The organism is Janthinobacterium sp. J1-1 (genome assembly GCF_030944405.1).
Lineage (GTDB): Bacteria > Pseudomonadota > Gammaproteobacteria > Burkholderiales > Burkholderiaceae_D > Janthinobacterium.
The window spans coordinates 6,020,553-6,038,868 of sequence record NZ_CP132339.1 but is presented as its reverse complement, the minus strand read 5'-3'; the positions used below and the strand labels follow the sequence as shown (position 1 = coordinate 6,038,868).

Here is an 18,316-nt window from a genome sequence, read left to right as displayed (position 1 = left end):
AAGGGTGGCGTCAGTCCTTGCGACCAGCTTTCCAATTGAGTCCGAAGTTATAGCGTTCGTCCATCGCCTGGTGCGCCGTGATTTTACCTTGGCCGCCGAAGTATTCCACCAGTTTTGTCACCTGCAGGTTGCCGCCCTGGTTTTCCAGCATGGCGATCGCGCACATGGCGTGCTGGCTGTCGCTGTCGAGGCGCACTTCGACGGTCGGCTGTCCCGGCACGTCGATGGTCACCACGCCGTCGGTGGCTGCCCAGTTGGGCACGCCTTCGTAGATGAAGGCATACACCAGCACGCGCTTGATCTGGTCGAAATGGGTACCGTTGATAAAGATGTTTTCGCCGCTGCTGACGCTGCCCGTGCGATCGTCGCCTTCCAGGTGGATGTACGGCGGACGGTCGAACGCGCCCCAGCTGTTGCCCAGCGCCTGCACCGCGCTCTTGCTGCCGTTGCTCATTTCGAACAGGCAGCCGATATCGAGGTCGATGCCACCGGCGCGGCCGGCCGGCTTGGCGAACAGCTTGCCGAGGAAGCCCGTGTCGAGTTTCGACGCCGGCGCCTGCCCTTGCGCGGCATTCTGGTTCCAGTTCAGGTTGACCTTGATGCGGCCATAGCCGCCGCTGTCGCGCTTGTCGAGCGAGATCTTGTCGCCGCGCTTTTCCAGGCGGATTTTCGACAGCGAGATTTTATTTGCCGGCGGCGCGGCCGGCGTTGGCACTGGCACTGGCACTGGCGTTGGCGTCGCTGCCGGCGCTGGTGTGGACGATCCCGCCTCGCTGCCGCCAAAGTGCTTCAGTAGCGCGCCCAGGCCACCGGCAAAACCCTGGCCGACGGCGCCGAAACGCCAGCTGCCGTCGCGGCGATACAGTTCGCCGATGATGACGGCTTTTTCGTCCTGGAAATCAGAGCCCGCAAAAGCGAACGTGGCGGCGGAGCCCAGCGCCAGGCTGGAGGCACCCAGCGCGCGCATGCTGCCCTGTTCCGTCGCGGCAGTGAACACCAGCTTGTCGATGGACTGGGGCAGGCGCGCCAGGTCGATCTGGAACACCGAGCGCGGGCCGTTCAGCGCCACCGTGACGGCGTTGTCGGGCGCGCTTTTCTGGTTGTAGAACACCATGTAGCGGTCGTCCGACAGCTTGCCGGCTGCATCGACGCCGAAGCAGCTGACGTCGACTTCCATCGAGCCCGAGGTGATGTCCAGGGTGACTGCAAAGGGACCGTTCAGGCCCAGGTCGGCCAGCTTGCCTTTTTGTCCGCGTGTGAAATTGGTCATGGTCGTGCAGTCCCTTCATTGATGGTGAGTGGATTCAGGTTGATGGCGGCCCCCGGCAAGGCGGCGCCGTCGGCCAGGCGGATGCCGAACAGGCGCGCCTGCTCGATGATGCGCTGCGCCCAGCTTGAATGCGTGGCCACTTCGCACATCGATTCCTGCATGCGGAACACGGCCGGGCTGTCCGGGTCGATGATGCGCAGCGCCAGTTCGATATCGGTCTGCGCCACCTGGTAGTGGCGCTCGATCTGCGGCACCTGGTCCGGGTGGATGGCGGTCTTGGCGATCATGCCGTGCGCCATGTCCTGCGCCACTTCGGCGGCCAGCCAGTCGTCCTGCGTCAGGTGCTCGAACACGGGCGCCGTCAGCTCGAAACCGTGCGGCTTGAAGATGGTGACCAGGCGGCCGATCACCTGGCCCAGCGGGGTCTGGTAGATGGTGCCGGTGGTCGGGCGGCGCAGGCCCAAAAGCGCCAGCAGGTCGTTGCCGCCGATGCGCAGCGCCAGGATGCGCGCGCGCACCTCGGGTGCGGCCAGCGTGACGCGGAACAGCTTCATCTCTTCATCGTCGAATACTTCGGCCGTTTCCAGGGTCGGCATCAGCAGGTGGTGCGTGTGGCGCACCTGCTCGAAGTAGGTGGCAAAATTGTGGCGCGTGGATTTGGGCAGCACGAAACCGGCCAGTTTTTCCACGCCCGGCATGGCCAGCACGCGCGCCATGACTTCGACATTGCGTACGCGCACGAAGCGCAAGGTGTCGGATGTCTCGCTCATGTTCTGCAGCGCCAGCGACAGGTTGAACAGCGCGTAACTGAGATCGCGCTCGGCGATCGCGTCTTCCGTGCAAAAGATCACCGACCGCAGATGGCTGAATTTGTCGCCATTGGCGATCGCCAGCAAATCCTTGTGCGTGGTGGGCACATACATCGATGCGCCGAGTGCCGCCTTGTGTTCACTTTGTGGGTGTATGGAGTTATCCATCGACTGCGCTCCTGATAAGGGCGACCGCCTGGTAAGGCAGCGCCGGTTGTACGGTAACGGGGATGGCTTTTTCTTGCGCCAGAAGCAGCAAATGTGCCACGTCCGGCGCATTCGTGTCGCGCACGATCAGGCGTTCCGGCACGCGTCGCAGCAGCACGCGCGTCGCTTCGCCGATGCCAGGCTTGATCAGGTTGATGTCGCTGATGCCGTAGTCATTTTGCGCCTGCGCCATATACGCTTGCGAGCGCGCCGCCATGGCCGGCGCGTCGGTCGCCACCGCCAGTGGCACGCCGCTGCTGCCGGCAATCGCGATGGCGTCGGCCACCAGGCCATCGGCGAACTGGCGCGACTGGTCGTGCGCCTCGAACTGCGCGTAGTACACGCAGCCGTGGAAGTCGTCCGGACCTATCATCTCGTTCAGCACCGAGCGGCTGACCAGGCCCGAGACGGTGGCGTTCAATATGCTCGACGGGATCAGATAGTCGCTTGATGACGCCGCGCAGGCGGCCGTGCCGGCCAGGTCCGACAGCACGAACAGGCCGCCGTCGATGCTGGTGCCATGTTGCGCGTTATAGTCGCTGACGGTCTGGCGCAGCTCGCGCGAGATCACGCCTTTGCCGGTCCAGCCGTCGACAAACACGATCGAATCGGCGGCGTGGCCGTGCGTCAGGATATGTTTGATGGCGTTGGTGTCGATGCCGCGGTCGCGGATGATGGAGACCGAATAATGGCTGCATTCGCGCTGGAATACCTGGGTCAGCAAGTGCTTGAGGATGACGCCCACCGGCGTGCCGGCGCGCGCCAGCGACACCAGCGTGATGGCGCCTTCACGGCGCGCCGCGATCAGCGCGGCCAGGCGCAGACAGTCGCGCGCCATCTGCAGGCGGTTGGCGGCGAACGCGCTCTGGAACAGCGCCAGGTAGGCCGGCGAGGGCAGGGACTCGGGCGACAGCATTTCGCTGTAGTGGCGCTGGCCAGACTGGATCAGCCGTTCTTTCTCGGCCAGGTCGCGTATCGGTTCGAGGGCCATGGGCGTGAGCAGGAATTCGACGTCTTCCTGGCGGTAGCTGCCGCTGAAATGCTGCACAGTGGTGGCGCCGGTGATGCTCATAGCGCGCCCACCGTCAGCGCCGCCAGCTGGGTGCCGTTCGGGATGATGGCATAGTCGCAGGCGGCCATGAAGCGCGCGTCCGAGCGGCTGTCGCCCATGCCGAAGCTCAGGATCGGGCCATGTTCGGCTTCCAGTTCCGCGCGCAGGTAGGCCACGGCGCGCGCCTTGTTCAGGCTCTTGGGCAGCACGGCCAGGTTGTTGCCGTTGCGGTGGATGAAGTAGTCCGTGCCTTCTTTGGCGATCCAGTCCAGCAACACCTGCTGCTCGATGTCGGCCAGGCGTTCGCCGCGCGCTTCATGGTCTTTCACCACGACGTAGAACGGCGTGTTGTAGTCTTCGATCAGGCGCGCGCGCGACGGCATGCCGGCCTTGGCCTGGAAATCGTCGATGATGCGCATGGCGTCCCGCAAACCCGGCAATGCCGTCTGCATGTCGTCCTGCATCAGCGCCAGCCAGCCCGTGTCGAGTTCACCGCCCGGTTGCAGCACGATGCCGCCGTAATCGAGCACGGTATAACTGGTGAACGGCAGGTCGACGCGGCGAAACGCGTCGCCATTCCTGGCCGTGGCCGGTATCAGTGTCATGCCGCTTTGCGCGAATTCAAAAAACGCGCGCTGGCGCGCCGTGGTAAATGAGCAGGCCTCGCCATTTTTCAGGTAGGCGGCCGGCTGCAGATCGGTCTGGCCAGGCACTTTTTTCGGGGTCTGGAACAGTGTGTCGTCCAGGTCAACAAACAGGAATTTCTTCAATTGTGGTCTCTGACTGAAAGTGGAACAGGCGGCCATGAAGCTGGCCGGCGAGTTGCATGAGGGCCGGACTGGCCGGGGTTTCATGGCAGATAAAAACGTGCTGGTACTGACCTGGCGCCACGTTGTACAGATAGTTGGCGATGCCTTCGCCATAGTTGTCGTCGCAGGACACGATATGGCCGACCGAGCCCCACGACAGGATCGGCGAGCGGGTGGTCGACTGCACCACCACATGCTTGCCCAACACCTCCAGCTCGCGTCCCAGCAAAAACGACGGATGCATGAATTCGCCGGTGCCCAGCACCAGCACCGATTCGCCGTCGGCGATGTCTTGCGCCAGCCGGGCGGCCAGCGCTTGCGGCGGCATCAATGGGCGGTCCACGCCGATGCGCCCGAACGCGTCGCTGGCGCCCCGTTCCGCATTGGCTTCGAAACGCTGGGCGCTGGTAGCCACGGGCGCCGGCGTGTCGCCCATCTGGAAAGCGTATTGGCCGGACAAGGCCGCGCCGACCGTGGTGGGCAGGCCGAAGCGCTGGCTCAAGCCCGCGTTGGCGTGCTGGCCCATGAAATTGGTGATCACGCCCAGGTGCAGTTGTTCCAGTTGCGGATAGCGCGCGCGGCAGACGGCGATCAGGTTGGCGAAGGTGTTGCCGGTCGATGCCTCATCGTCGATCAGCACCAGGCTGCGCGCGCGCGCGAACACGGCGCTGGCGTTATCGGACAGGTGTAAAAACTGGCGCGGCGCGTGGCTGTGCGACTCTTCGAATTCAAAGAAGGGGATCTCGCCCACGCGGTAGCGCGAGCTGTGCAAGAACAGACCTTCGCTGCCGGGATGGGCTTGCAGCCAGGCCTCGAACACGCCCTGGCCCAGGCCGACGGCGGTTTCCGCCATGGCGATAAACACCACCGGGCCGGGCAAGTCCGCAGGAATCTGCGCAGCGAGATCAGTGTGGATCGCCTGCATCGCGGTGGGCGTGACCGGCCAGTGCTTGCCCAGCACCTTCGACAAGAATAAAAAGCCGCGCTTGGCGTTGGCGCGCGCCGCGTAGCCGATCAGCTCGTCCAGTGGAAAGCGCGCCTCGTCGACCTGCAAGGTCAGCTCGCCGGTCGGCATGGTCTGGCGCACGAGCGTCATGGCAGTTCCACCGGATACGCCGCTTCGGCCACGCGCATGCCCTCGCGGATGGCGGGAATCGTGACGTTTTCATAGCCCTGGTCGAAGCCGGCCAGCGCGATGTAGGGCAGGTTGGGGCCGGCCGCGCAGGCCATGCCGATGCCGCCCGACATGCGCGGATTGATCTCCAGCAGCGCCAGGCCGTTCGCGCCTTCGCGGAACTGGATATTGAACACGCCGTTCAACTGGTAGTCGCGCGCCAGCTTGTCGCAGGCGGCCAGCAGTTCCTCGCGCAGTTCGATCAGCTGGCCGCTGCCCGGCGCATGCAGTTTTTTGCGCGGAATCGCGCATATTAGCTTGCCGTGGTCGGCCACGCAGTCGGCGCTGTATTCATGGCCATCCAGGTATTCCATCAGCAGCAGGGTCTTGAAGGTTTCCATGCGCGCCAGCCCGTCGCGCAGTTCCTGCGTGTTGATCTTGTAGGCTGCGCCGGCCAGCAGCAGTTCGGCGCTCGAGCGTTCATCGAGCACGGCAAAGCCCAGGCCATACACGGACTCGGACGGCTTGATGCACAGGCGCGCATGCAGCGGGCGCAGTTCGGCAAACGCCGCGTCGTATTCGGCGATAGTGTTGACGGCGCGCGTGTCGGCCACCGGCGCCATCGGCAGATCGAGGCCGGCGCAAAAGCGCGCCTTGTCGTGCATCAGGACCAGGACTTCTTCGGTGGCCACGCTCAGCACGCGCGTGCCGATGGCCTCGAAGCGCGCGCGCGCGCTGGCGATCCTGCCGGCGGCGCGGCCCGGCCAGAAGATCGTGATGGCGCGTTCTCGGCAGAATGCCAAACACCATTCCAGGTAGTCTTCGCCTTTCAGGTCGGTCGGCTCGACCGCGTATTCATCGGCCGCCAGAAAGGCCGCGGCATGCTCGTTCGGGTTGGTATAGATCAGGTGATAGCGGCGCTGGCCGCCGGTGGCGGCAATGTCGGCCTCGCGTATCAAACGCATGGCGGTGGCGACCGAGGAAAATGTTTTGTTGAACCAGACTCTATGCATGTACGGGGACCGGTGAAGAAAGCGAAAGAAGAACCGCGCGCAACGTGGAAGCACGTGCGCGCGGAGATGGTAGCCAATCACACTTAACCTGGCCTTAGAAACTATGGCAAAACAACAAAATATTAACCTGCTTTGCCCGATGCGGTCCATTTCAGGAAAGCGTCGCGGTTGCGCGAGCAGATGAAGACCTTGCCCGAGCCGGAAAAGCGCAGCACGATGCCTTCGCCGCTGGTCACGCTGTTGACGATATTGCCGAGGAAACCGCCGATGCCGCCGCCGCTGGCGCCGCCGCCGGTGGTCACCGAAATTTCATATTTCAGGCTGTTGTCCCAGCAGACCACGTGCGAATTGTCGATCACCACATCCTTGCCCGGCTCGACGTCCAGCTGGAACATGGAGCCGAAGCCCGACACCACCACCTGGCCGCTGCCGGCCGTCTCCATCACGAAAAAGCCGCCCGACTGCGCGAACAGCGCATTGCCGATGCTTTGCGTGCGCACCTTCATTTCGGTGCCCGAGGTGGCGGCCACAAAGGCGCCATCATTGAGCAGGTACTGGCGCGCGCCGACGTCGACCACTTCGATGGCGCCCGGCAGGGTGGGCGAGAGCAGGCAATCGCCGCTGCCGCGCACCGCTTCGATGTGCTGCTGGAAGAACGACTCGCCATTGGCGAAGCGGCGCATGATGGCGCTGCCCAGGCCGCCCGTCATCTTGCCTTTCAGGTCGAGCGCCGTTTCCATCATCACCATCGCATCGGACTCGCAATAAATGGTTTCGCCCTGCTTCATGCTGACATGCAGGAAGGGATCGACGTCACCGGTGACACTAAATACTGGCATGATAAATCTCCAAAAAAAAGCCGCCTGAGACTATCCAGGCGGCTGCGTTTAGCTCATGAAACTGTTAAGCGTTGACGCCGAACGAACGTGCGAGGGGACCCAGGCCGCCGTTGAAACCCTGGCCGATGGCCTTGAATTTCCATTCGCCGTTGTGGCGGTAGATTTCGCCAAAGATCATGGCCGTTTCCGTCGAGCTGTCTTCGGACAGGTCGTAGCGGGCGATCTCGCGTTCGCCTTCCGCGTTCAGGCAGCGGATAAAGGCTTTCGACACCATGCCGAAGTTCTGGCGGCGTGCGTCGGCGTCGTGTATCGTCACGGTGATGCTGATGCGCTCGATATCGGTCGGTACGCGCGACAGGTCGATCTCGAGGCGCTCATCGTCGCCTTCGCCTTCGCCGGTCTGGTTGTCGCCCGTATGGACCACGGAGCCATCGGTCGATTTCAGGTTGTTGTAGAAGATAAAGTCGGAATCGCCACGGACTTTACCGTCGTTTTTCAGGAGAAAGGCGCTGCCGTCAAGGTCGAAGGTGGCGCCGTCGGTTGAGCGAGGATCCCAGCCGAGGCCGATGATGATCTTCTTCAGGTTCGGTGCTTCCTTGCTCAGGTTGACGTTGCCGCCTTTTTGCAAACTGATTGCCATGTGGTGCTCCTTTTATAGAAATAGATTACTTTCATGCCCGTATGGATCAAGTGCGCGCACTTGCTCCATGGAGGGCATATGGTGACGAAAGCGCCAATATCAAGCGCTTGCCGCATGCCGTTTCCGGTAGCGCAGCGATGACCACAGCGATACCAGGATAAAGGCCACGCCCGACAGGCCCGTGAACCATTCGGGGATATGGTACTTGACCGAGCCCAGCATGATCAATGCCAGGATGCCGATCGCATAGTGGGCGCCGTGTTCCAGGTAGACGAATTCGTCCAGGGTACCCTTGTGCACCAGGAATACCGTCATCGAACGCACGAACATGGCGCCGATCGCCAGGCCCAGCATGATGATGACGACGTCGTTGGTGATGGCAAACGCGCCGATCACGCCGTCAAAGCTGAACGAGGCATCGAGCACTTCCAGGTACAGGAAGCCGCCGATGCTGCCGCGCGCGACGTTTTTCACCAGTTCGCCATTGCCGTTCTTCACCGCCACGGCGCCGTCGCCCTCTTCATCATCCTGCAGGTCCGGCTCGCCTTCTTCCAGCAAGCCGCTGATCCAGTTCACGCCGATATACACGGCGATGCCGACGATGCCCGAAGCGAGCACGCTGTATTTTTCATCGGCCGGGCCCATCGCCACGCAAGCGGCCACGGCGCCCATGGTGATCAGCACGGCCAGGCTTTCGGTGCCCAGCGCGTTGACTTTTTCCTCGGCCCAGCCCAGCCAGTGCAATTCCTTCTCGTCGTCGAACAAAAAGTTCAGGAACACCAGCAGCAAAAAGGCGCCGCCAAAGGCCGCCACCTGCGCGTGGTTGTCGGTCAGGTGCTTGGCATACACATCCGGCGTGGTGGTGGCCATGGTCCATACATCGACCAGCCCCAGGCCGGTGGCGACCGAAACGATCACCAGCGGAAACAGCAGCCGCATGCCGAACACGGCGACCAGGATGCCGACCGTCAGGAACAGCTTTTGCCAGAATTCATTCCAGTGGCGCAGCACGGAGGCGTTGACCACCGCATTGTCGAACGACAGCGACACTTCCATGATGCCCAGCACGCCCGTGATCCACAGCGCCTGCAACATGCCGCTGGTGCCGCCGTGGGTATAGCCCCACCAGCCCGAGACCGCCATCAGGATAAAGGTCACTAAAAAGGAAATTCTGAAATGCTTCATTGGGACCCCGTTACGTGTTATTCGAGACGTGTTGTTTTACGTCAATTGTTGTATATGCCATGATTTTATATTACTTGCCGCCAGGCGCCGCGTTTTATACGCACGAAACTGCGCATCAAAATGGCGGTTCTGTCAGCGGGGGCGATCTGCGATAATTGCGGCACTCCGTCGCCGGCATCTGACCAACATATATAAATAAAGGAACACCCGTGGATATCGCTTACCTCGTCACGCCCCTGATTACCTGGATACTGGTCGGCCCGATCAAATTCCTGATCAACAGCGCCCGCACGCGCCAATGGGCGTTCGGCCTGGTGGGCAATGGCGGCTTTCCCAGCAACCATAGTGCCGTCGTCTCCAGCATGGCGACCCTGATCGCCTTGCGCGAAGGCATCGGCCATCCGGCCTTTGGCGTGGCCGTGACCCTGGCCTTTATCGTCATTATCGACGCCAACAGCCTGCGCCAGCATGTGGGCAAGCAGGCCGCCGCCATCAACCGCCTGGCCAGGGAGGCGGGCAGTGCGGCGCACACCCATCTGCGCGAACGCATGGGCCATACCCTGGTGGAAATCGCCGGCGGCCTGTGCACGGGCGTGGCGATCGGTTTCCTGGTCAACGCCCTGTTCAGCTGATCAGTTTTATTTCATCTGTCAATATCCAACCCCGCCGCCCGGCGGGGTTTTGCGTTTCAGGACGTAAAAACTACGTTTCACCCCCCGATTCCGGCATTACAGGAATCGGCTGATTGACATCGCCAGAGACGCTCATGGATACTCTGGCGCTTGCGGTTTTAATAAAAAAATAATCGTGCGTGTCGCCAGCGCCTTACCCGGTTGCCAGATTGACATGCACTGCCTTCTATCCGGAGAGTTACCCATGTTGCGCAAAACCCTGTTCGTCCTGGCCATCGCTTCTGCCCTGGCCGCTTGCGGAAAAGAGTCCAAAGATCCTGGCAAGGGGGGCGGCAAGGATGGCAAGGACGGCAAAACCACAGCCGGCGCGGCGGCCAAGCTGATCATTTCCCCCGAAGACGTGCTCACCATCGAAAGCAATGCGCTGGCCTCGGGTCCGGTCATTACCGGCTCGGTGCAGCCCGAACGCAATGCGGACCTGCGCGCCGAAGTGTCGGCCGTGGTGATCCAGGTGCTGAAGGAAAACGGCGAAGCCGTGAAACGCGGCGACATCCTGGTCAAGCTCGACGAAACCTCGATCCGCGACAGCCTCAATTCGGCCGAAGAAGCCAGCCGCGCCGCCAGCCAGGTGCTGGAGCAGTCCGAACGCATGTTCCAGCGCATGAAGACCTTGCGCGCCTCGGGCATGACCTCGACCCAGGCGCTGGAAGACACGGAGATACGCCGCAACAATGCGCAGAGCGACCTGTCGGCCGCCAAGAGCCGCGCCGCCCAGGCGCGCCAGCAGTTGCAGCGCACCCTCGTGCGTGCGCCGTTCGACGGCATCGTCAGCGAGCGCAAGGTGTCCAACGGCGACACGGCGCAGATCGGCAAGGAACTCATCCGCGTGATCGACCCGACCAGCATGCGCCTCGAAGGCCTGGTATCGGCCGACAAGATCGGCGTGGTCAAGGTGGGGCAGACCGTGCGTTTCCGCATCAATGGCTATCCGGGTCAGGATTTCCTGGGCAAGGTACGCCGCGTCGATCCGGCCGCCAATGCCGTCACGCGCCAGGTGGCGGTGCTGGTCGATTTCAATGACAAGACCCAGCCGCGCGTGGCCGGCCTGTATGCGGAAGGCCGCATCGAAGCCGACAGCGTCAGCGCCGTCATGATCCCCGATTCCGCGCTGGTCAAGGCGGGCGACCAGACCTACACCTGGACCGTGAAGGACAAGGCGCTGCACAAGGCCGTGCTGCGCATCGGCGCGCGCGATATCCGCACCGGCCAGTGGGAAGTGCAAAGCGGCCTGGCCAGCGGCGACACCGTGCTGCGCACGCCCGGCTCGACCTTCAAGGATGGCCAGCAGGTGGAACTGGCGGCGCCGAAGAAACTGCCGGCGGCCGCCGTCGCCAGCAGCGCCAGCACGCCTGTCGTCGCCAAAGGAAACTAAGCCATGTTCCTTTCCGATTTCAGTATCAAGCGGCCCACCGCCACCATCGTATTGATCCTGGCGATGATGTGCGTCGGCCTGCTGGCGCTGTCGAAACTGCGCGTCAACCAGAACCCGGACGTCGAAGTGCCGTTTATCGTCGTCAGCATTCCTTACCCTGGCGCTTCGCCCGATACGGTCGAGCGCGAAGTGGTCAACCGCCTGGAAAAGTCCTTGCAAAGCATTTCCGGCGTGACGGAAATCAATAGCTCGTCCAACGAAGGCGCGGCCAGTATCTTCTTGCAGTTTTCGTTCAAGACCAACCTGATCGAAGCGTCTGACGATATCCGCAACGCGATTGCCGCCGTGCGCTACAAGCTGCCGCTGGAAATGCGCGAACCTATCCTGCAGCGCATCGATCCGGGCGCCGAACCGATCATGCAGCTGGCGCTGTCGTCCAGTTCGCAAAGCCATGCGGAAATTTCGCGCCTGGCCGAAGACGTGCTGTCGGACCGCTTCCGCGCCGTCGATGGCGTGGCGCTGGTCAATGTGGGGGGATCGCTGAAGCGCGAACTGTCGGTACTGCTGCGCGCGGAAAAACTGCGCGAATACAATGTGTCCGTCAGCGACGTGGTGACCGCCCTGCGCAACCAGAACACCAATGCGCCGGTGGGCAAGGTGCGCGGCAGCCTGGACGAGAAAAGCATCCGCCTGGTGGGCCGCATCGAGTCGCCGTCCGACTTCGAGCAGGTGGTGATCAAGCGCCGCGGCGACGAGATCGTGCGCCTGGCGCAAGTGGCCACCATCCAGGACGGCTTTGCCGAAGTCAACAGCATGAGCGTGCGCAGCGGCAAGCCCAACGTGGGCATTTCGATCACCCGCGTGCGCGACGCGTCCACCGTCAGCGTGGCCAACAAGATCCGCGCCATGATGGTCGAGATCAACAAGACCCTGCCCGAAGGCACCAAGCTGGAAGTGACGCGCGACGGTGGCGAAAACGCCCAGCACAGCCTGAACAATGTGATCGAGTCGCTGGTGCTGGGCGCCGTGCTGACCATCTTCGTCGTCTACGCCTTTTTGAATTCCTGGCGTTCGACCCTGATCACGGCGCTGAGCTTGCCGACCTCCGTCATCGCGGCCTTTATCGCCGTCTGGCTGTGCGGCTTTACCCTGAACTTCATGACCCTGCTGGGCTTGTCGCTGGCGATCGGCGTGCTGATCGATGACGCCATCGTGGTGCGTGAAAACATCGTGCGCCACATGCAGATGGGCAAGGACCGCCGCAAGGCCGCGCTGGAAGGCACGGCCGAGATCGGCCTGGCGGTGGCGGCGACGACGTTTTCGATCATCGCCGTGTTTATTCCCGTCGCCTTTATGCCCGGCATCTCGGGCGAATGGTTCCGTCCGTTCGCGCTGACCGTGACGTGCTCGGTGCTGGTCAGCCTCGGTATTTCGTTTACGCTCGACCCGATGCTGTCGGCCTACTGGGGCGACCCGGCCGACCACCATACGGCGCCGAAAAAAGGCATCAGCGCCGTGCTCGACCGTTTCAATCACTGGTTCGATCACCAGGCTGACCGCTATGGCAATGTGATCGCCTGGGCGCTGCATCACCGCCGCTGGATGGCCTTTATTGCCTTGCTCAGCCTGACTGGCGCCATCGTCCTGCATGCCACGCACGGCGGCACCAGCTTCCTGCCGGCATCGGACTCGGGCAACCTGATGATCAATGTGCGCACGCCGTCGTCGAGCAGCATCGAATACTCGCGCCTGAAACTGGAAGCGGCGGCCGTGCTGGCGCGTACCTTGCCGGAAACCAAGGACACCAACAGTTCGGTCACGGCCGCCGGCGGACGCATCTATGTCGATATCGGCAAGCGCAATACGCGCAAGCGCTCGGCCAAGGAAGTGGCGGTCGAACTGCGCGAGAAGATGTCGCGCCTGGTGGGGGCCGAATACGTGGTGCAGGATGACCTCAGCAATGGCTCGCAGAAGCCGATCCAGGTCGAATTCACGGGACCCGATTCACGCAAGTTGATGGAAATCACCAACGCCTATATGGACAAGCTGCGCCTGGTGCCGGGCGCCGTCGACGTGGGCCTGTCGGAACAGGATCCGAAGAACGAACTGAAGATCGAACTGAACCGAGGCCTGGCCAACTCGATGGGCATTTCCGTCAACGATGCGGCGCAGTCCTTGCGCGTGGCGTTTGCCGGCGTGGAAGTGGGCGACTGGGTCGACCCGACCGGCGAGACGCGCGACGTGGCCGTGCGCCTGCACCCCGACGACCGCGTGGCGTCCGAAAATATCGAACGCCTGCCGATCAGCGTGACGGGGACCAGCCAGATGGTGCCGCTGGACCAGATCGCCAGCATTACCATGGGCAAGGGCCCGTCCGGCATCGAGCATAAAAACGGCAAGCGCACGATTACCGTCTCGGCCAATGCCCAGGGCCGTTCGAACGGCGAAGTGACCACCGATGCGATGAACCTGGCCAAGTCGATCGACTTCCCGCCCGGCTACGGCCTGGCCTTGGGCGGCGCCGGCCAGGACCAGCAGGAACTGTTTACCCAGATGGTGATCGCGCTGGTGATGGGGATCGGCCTGATGTATCTGATCCTGGTGATGCAGTTCAACTCCTTTACGGCGCCGATCGCGGTGATGATGTCGCTGCCGCTCAGTTTGATCGGCGTGGTGGTGGCGCTGGTGATCACGAATAACACCCTCAACCTGATGAGCTTTATCGGCATCATCATGCTGATGGGGCTGGTCGCCAAGAACGCCATCCTGCTGCTGGACGCGGCGCGCAAGCGCGAAGAGGAAGGCTATGGCCGCGAGGACGCACTGATGGAGGCCGGACGCATGCGTCTGCGTCCTATCCTGATGACCACGTTTGCCCTGATCGCCGGCATGTTCCCGGTCGCGCTGGGCCTGGGCGAGGGCGGCGAGTTTTACCGTCCGCTGGCGATCGCGATTATCGGTGGCACGATTACCTCGACCATTCTGACCTTGCTGGTGGTGCCGACCTTCTACGACAGCATCGAGATCTCCCGCGATGGCGCCGTGGCCAAGTTCCACTGGCGCGCCGGGCGCATGAACGTGGCGTTCGCCCTGATCCTGACCCTGATCGAGTGCGTGCTGACCTTGCTGCTGATCCGCTTCATTTACCGCATGCTGAAACTGGCCGTGCTGTTCCTGATGGGACGCCGCGCGCCTGCGGCCACGGTCAACTTGCACAAGTAAACCGCAAGCTGATTACTGCAAGTAATCACGGAAAAACAGGGAGCCTTCTTCGGAAGGCTCTTTTTTTTGCGGTCGCCGGGCTTAGCTGCCGCTTGGCGGTGGTGGCGTCGTGCCGCCCGGCGGCGTGGTACCTCCCGGCGGCGTTGTCGTGCCGTCCGGTGGGGTGGTGCCGGCCGGTGGCGGGGTGGTGGTGTCTGGCGGTGGCGTGGTCGGGGCGGGCGCCGTATCGGCCGGCGGCGTGGCTGGCGTCACAGTGGTGGCTGGCGGCGTGGTGGCCGCCGTATCCTCGCGCTTGTTGCAGCCGGCCAGCAGCGCGCACACAATCGCGCTGCCGAAGACAATTTTGCTGGTGGTAATCAGTGGTGCCGTCATGATTTTCCCTTTCGGTTAACAACCTGTTGTCGGATTCCTTGCCGGTTCAGAACAAGGCTGGCATCGCTTGCCAAAATTAGAGTGGGCAGACGGCCGCAGGTTCACGCGATTTACAAATCGACACAGATTGCCGGGGAGCGGCGGCAGTTTTGTTTGCGCCTGCGCAAGCGCGAGACGCAAGCGTGAGGCGCAAGCGCGGGACTCAAAGCAGAAGGCCAGGACAGAACGTCCTGGCCGTTTGGCCTTACTTGTTATTGACTTTGCTCACTTCGACTTGCCAGTCCACGCCCGACTCGATATGGTGTTTGGCCGCAAAGTCGCCCTGGCTGATGGCCACGGCCACGTCCAGCAAGCTGTTCAGGTAGACCAGTGGCTTGCCCTTGGCCACGCCGCCAAACGTGTGTTCGAACGGCGCCGTGACTTTCGCCACCTGCTTGCCCTTGTGCAAAATGCGCACTTGCAGCGGGTCGTGCGGTTGGACGCCCAGTTCATCGAGCAGTGCTTTCGGGATATTCGTCCACACATTGCCATACTTGACGTCCAGCACCGGCACGATGCCGCGGATGGTATTACCGTCGCGTACGGCGTGCTGGTAGGCGATCTTCACCACCGACTCGCTCGGCAACTGCGGGCCCACCTGTTCATACGTGATGGCGCCCGAGGCCAGGCGCGCACCGACATAGGCGTAGACGTCGCGGCCATGGAAGGTATACGACTCGGCGGAGCCGGCCAGGCGGTTGACCTTTTCATCGATCTCGCGCAGTTCGGCCACGCCGTCGCGCTCGGCGATCAGGGTAAACAAGCCATTGTCGGGACCGACGAAATAGCGGCCGTTTTTCGTTTTCAAGACCACCGACTTGCGCTGGGTGCCCACGCCCGGATCGATCACGGAAACGAATACCGTGCCCTCGGGCCAGTAATTGGCCGTCTGGTACAGGCGGTAGGCGCCGAGCCAGATATCGTAGTCGGGTATCTGGTGCGTCAGGTCGGAAATGGTGAGCTTGGGATCGACGCCATAGGCCACGCCATGCATGGCCGAGACAGCGCCGTCGGCGGTGCCGAAATCGGTCATCAGCACCAGCGGCGTGGCCGCTTGCGCCTGGGTGGACAGCAGCAGCGCGCCCAGGCAGGCGCCGGCGACGAGTCGGGAGAGTTTCTTGATGATCATGTGTAGTCCTGGTTAAAACGTATAGCTCAGCTTGGCGTAAAAGTATGCGCCGTTCACGCCGATCGGGTTGATGAAATTGTAGGGCAGGGCGCCGCCGTAGGTGGCGTTATTGGTCTCGCGCACGCGCTGCGGATAGCGGTCCAGGATATTGTTGCCGCCCACGCTCACCGTCAGTTGTTTGGAAAGTTTCAACTGGCCTTCCAGGTCCAGCGACCAGACGGCGCCGAAGCGCTGCGCCGGAATGCCGTCGATCAGCGGTGCCTCGCTGTCATACGAGAAATCCTTCAGCTCGCCAAAACGGGTGGCGCGCGCCTGCACGCCCCAGTTCGCTCCCTGCCAGTCGGCGCCCAGGATCAGCTTGCTTTTCGGCGAGGCGTTCCTGATGCGGAACAGGCTGGTGTCGGTCAGCAGGGTCAGCTCGGGATCGATGGCGGCCAGCGCGCCGGAACTCTGGCGTACTTTGTCGAGGCTGGTCTTGTTCAGATTGAGCGCCGCGTTCAGGTTCAGCTTGCCACCAGATACCGCCAGGTCATGGTTCAGCACCACGTCCAGGCCTTTGGTGCGCGTGTCGAGCAGGTTGGCCAGGTAGGCCACCGACTGGATATCGCTGCGCCCTTGTCGCGCCAGGTAGGCGGTGACGGCATCGCTTTGCAAATCGCTGGAACGCGTGATGCGGTCGCGGATGCGGATCACATAGGCGTCCACCGTCAGGCTGGTGGCCTTGGCCGGTTTCCAGGCCAGGCCCAGCGACAGATTGGTCGATTTTTCCGGTTTCAGATCCTGCGCGCCGAAGCTGCGGGCCAGGCTGTCGCTGGCCGGCAGCAGGGCCGACGTCTGCAGCGCCGTGCCGTCCGCATTGAAGTTCAGGGTGGCGAAGCGGAAACCCGTCTGCACCAGCGCCGGCGCGCGAAAACTGTTCGACAGCGAACCGCGCAGCAGGAAGTCGTCCGTGACTTTAAAACGCGTCGACAATTTGCCCGTGCTGGCGCTGCCGAAGTCGCTGTAGTCGGAATAGCGGGCGGCGGCGCCCACCAGCAGGCGCGGCGTGAGATCGGTTTCCGCGTCGAGATATACCGAGCGGATCTGGCGGCTGCCGTCATACGTGTCGGACGGACGCAGGCCCGGGCCCGCTTGCGCACCCGGTGGCGCGTCGGTGAGGCTGCCTGCCGCATACGAGGCCGGGTCGCCGGCGGAACTCTGGTAGGTTTCGCGCATCCATTCGGCGCCGACGGCCAGGCTCAGGGCGGCCGGCAGGCCGATCTCGATGTTGCGCGTGGCGTCCAGGTTCAGCGCGTTCTGGCGGAAATCGAAGCTGGCCAGGTGGAAACTGGTGGGGCTGGCCGCGCCCAGCGAGGCGTTGACGGAGTGGCTGACGCCGTAGTCGAAGCGGTCGCCGCCGTGGCGCGCGCTCAGGTCCCAGCTCCAGCTGGCCGTGGTGCCGCGCAGGCCGGCCACCAGGCTGACGTCGCGCTTGTCGCCATTGGTGACGGGGCGGTAGCCGTTCGGGTACAGCGCCAGCACGTTCGACGGGTCGCCCGGATAGCGGAAGTAGGCGCTGCCGTCGGACTTGCGGTCGTTGACGGTGGCAAACGAATACAGGTCCAGGCCATTTTCAAGCGGCAACAGCGCGTTATAGAAGGCATAGTTGTTGTGCTGGCGCGAGTCGCCCGACTTGAATACCACCTTGCCGTCCAGCGCCTGGTCGGCCGGCGTGAAATTGTACGAGGTCCAGCCCGCGTCACTGGGGCCGGCACGCTCGGTGGGCGAGCGGCGCCGCGTTTCCGCGCCGAAGCGGAAATAGCCTGCGTCGCCCAGCGGCACGCCGTAGTCGGCGTTGACGATGGTGGTCTGGCCGTCCGTCAGGGTCTGGTCCGTCGGGTCGAACCTGGTATGGTTGGCGCCGTAGCTGACCGAGGCCGAACCGCCCGTGCGGGCTTTTTTCAGCACGATATTGATCACGCCGGCCACCGCGTCGCTGCCGTACTGGGCGCCGGCGCCGTCGCGCAGGATCTCGATATGGTCGATCGCGCCCGGTGGGATCGCATTGATGTCGACCGGCACCGTGCCCGAAAAGCTGCTTTCCGTGTCCAGCACGGCGCTGGTATGGCGGCGCTTGCCGTTGATCAGCACCAGCACCTGGTCCGGCGCCAGGCCGCGCAGCTGGATGCCGCGCACGGAATCCGACGCGCCGCTCGATTCGATGCGCGGAAAATTGATCGATGGCGACAGGTTTTGCAGGGCCGCGCCGACATCGCCGGTGGACAGGGCGTTGCTCACTTCGCGTGCGCCGAAGCGGTCGATCGGCACCGTGCTGTCGAACACGGTGCGGTTGCGCACGCGCGAACCGACCACGGTGACCTGGTCGATGCTGGCGGTCTCAAGGTTGGCGTCTGTCGTATCTTGCGCCCATGCCGGTGCTGACAGCATGGCGCAGGCGATGACGATGGTGCGCAGCGGGGTAGAAGGAACGGAAAAATGGCGAGATGGCACGGCGGTCCTTTAAGCTTGATCATATGGAAACTGTTGATCGAAGCTTAAGGGAGGGCAGCGGCG

At 63.0% G+C, this 18,316-nt stretch carries 15 protein-coding genes; 3 read left to right on the top strand and 12 right to left on the bottom strand.

The genetic code is table 11. The annotated features are described in order from the left end of the window. Window positions 1-10: 10 nt before the first annotated feature. The 9 genes from Q8L25_RS27555 to Q8L25_RS27515 form a co-directional block, all read right to left on the bottom strand. On the bottom strand, window positions 11-1,270 hold the full coding sequence (locus Q8L25_RS27555) for a TerD family protein (protein WP_308922417.1): 1,260 nt from the start codon (window positions 1,268-1,270) through the stop codon (window positions 11-13). Further along, entirely contained in the window at window positions 1,267-2,247 is a 981-nt protein-coding gene (locus Q8L25_RS27550; RefSeq protein ID WP_308922416.1) for an HpcH/HpaI aldolase/citrate lyase family protein, read from the bottom strand. The genes Q8L25_RS27555 and Q8L25_RS27550 overlap by 4 nt, the downstream gene beginning before the upstream one ends. Further along, the gene (locus Q8L25_RS27545; RefSeq protein WP_308922415.1) at window positions 2,240-3,358 is read right to left on the bottom strand and encodes a cysteine protease StiP family protein; all 1,119 of its coding nucleotides are present in this window, start codon (window positions 3,356-3,358) and stop codon (window positions 2,240-2,242) included. The genes Q8L25_RS27550 and Q8L25_RS27545 overlap by 8 nt, the downstream gene beginning before the upstream one ends. Beyond that, the gene (locus tag Q8L25_RS27540) at window positions 3,355-4,107 is read right to left on the bottom strand and encodes an HAD family hydrolase (protein ID WP_308922414.1); all 753 of its coding nucleotides are present in this window, start codon (window positions 4,105-4,107) and stop codon (window positions 3,355-3,357) included. Before Q8L25_RS27540 ends, Q8L25_RS27545 begins: the two co-directional genes overlap by 4 nt. After that, window positions 4,085-5,242: a phosphoribosyltransferase domain-containing protein gene (locus tag Q8L25_RS27535; protein WP_308922413.1), complete on the bottom strand. Its 1,158-nt coding sequence runs from the start codon at window positions 5,240-5,242 to the stop codon at window positions 4,085-4,087. Before Q8L25_RS27535 ends, Q8L25_RS27540 begins: the two co-directional genes overlap by 23 nt. After that, window positions 5,239-6,273 carry an ATP-grasp domain-containing protein gene (locus Q8L25_RS27530; protein ID WP_308922412.1) on the bottom strand — a complete coding sequence of 345 codons (1,035 nt, stop codon included), beginning with the start codon at window positions 6,271-6,273 and terminating at the stop codon, window positions 5,239-5,241. The genes Q8L25_RS27535 and Q8L25_RS27530 overlap by 4 nt, the downstream gene beginning before the upstream one ends. Before the next feature lie 122 nt (window positions 6,274-6,395). Further along, a complete protein-coding gene (locus Q8L25_RS27525; protein WP_308922411.1) occupies window positions 6,396-7,112 on the bottom strand; it encodes a TIGR00266 family protein in 717 nt (238 codons plus the stop codon). 64 nt (window positions 7,113-7,176) lie between these two features. Then, window positions 7,177-7,752, bottom strand: coding sequence for a TerD family protein (locus Q8L25_RS27520; RefSeq protein WP_308922410.1), 576 nt, complete (start codon window positions 7,750-7,752; stop codon window positions 7,177-7,179). A 99-nt stretch (window positions 7,753-7,851) separates the two neighbouring features. After that, window positions 7,852-8,937 (bottom strand): DUF475 domain-containing protein, encoded by a 1,086-nt coding sequence (locus Q8L25_RS27515; protein WP_308922409.1) that lies wholly within the window; start codon window positions 8,935-8,937, stop codon window positions 7,852-7,854. A 209-nt stretch (window positions 8,938-9,146) separates the two neighbouring features. On the opposite strand from Q8L25_RS27515, the gene Q8L25_RS27510 reads away from it, so the two are divergent. The 3 genes from Q8L25_RS27510 (at window position 9,147) to Q8L25_RS27500 (ending at window position 14,223) form a co-directional block, all read left to right on the top strand. Continuing rightward, the gene (locus tag Q8L25_RS27510; RefSeq protein WP_308922408.1) at window positions 9,147-9,569 is read left to right on the top strand and encodes a divergent PAP2 family protein; all 423 of its coding nucleotides are present in this window, start codon (window positions 9,147-9,149) and stop codon (window positions 9,567-9,569) included. 244 nt (window positions 9,570-9,813) lie between these two features. Beyond that, on the top strand, window positions 9,814-11,001 hold the full coding sequence (locus Q8L25_RS27505; RefSeq protein WP_308922407.1) for an efflux RND transporter periplasmic adaptor subunit: 1,188 nt from the start codon (window positions 9,814-9,816) through the stop codon (window positions 10,999-11,001). A gap of 3 nt (window positions 11,002-11,004) precedes the next feature. Next, window positions 11,005-14,223: an efflux RND transporter permease subunit gene (locus Q8L25_RS27500; protein WP_308922406.1), complete on the top strand. Its 3,219-nt coding sequence runs from the start codon at window positions 11,005-11,007 to the stop codon at window positions 14,221-14,223. 81 nt (window positions 14,224-14,304) lie between these two features. Here the strand turns inward: Q8L25_RS27500 and Q8L25_RS27495 are convergent, their stop codons facing one another. The 3 genes from Q8L25_RS27495 to Q8L25_RS27485 all read right to left on the bottom strand — a co-directional run bounded on the left by Q8L25_RS27495 (window position 14,305) and on the right by Q8L25_RS27485 (window position 18,253). Continuing rightward, on the bottom strand, window positions 14,305-14,595 hold the full coding sequence (locus tag Q8L25_RS27495) for a hypothetical protein (RefSeq protein WP_308922405.1): 291 nt from the start codon (window positions 14,593-14,595) through the stop codon (window positions 14,305-14,307). A 244-nt stretch (window positions 14,596-14,839) separates the two neighbouring features. After that, window positions 14,840-15,763 (bottom strand): S-adenosyl-l-methionine hydroxide adenosyltransferase family protein, encoded by a 924-nt coding sequence (locus Q8L25_RS27490; RefSeq protein ID WP_308922404.1) that lies wholly within the window; start codon window positions 15,761-15,763, stop codon window positions 14,840-14,842. Between the two features lie 12 nt (window positions 15,764-15,775). Continuing rightward, window positions 15,776-18,253, bottom strand: coding sequence for a TonB-dependent receptor (locus Q8L25_RS27485; RefSeq protein WP_308922403.1), 2,478 nt, complete (start codon window positions 18,251-18,253; stop codon window positions 15,776-15,778). Between the last annotated feature and the right edge of the window lie 63 nt (window positions 18,254-18,316).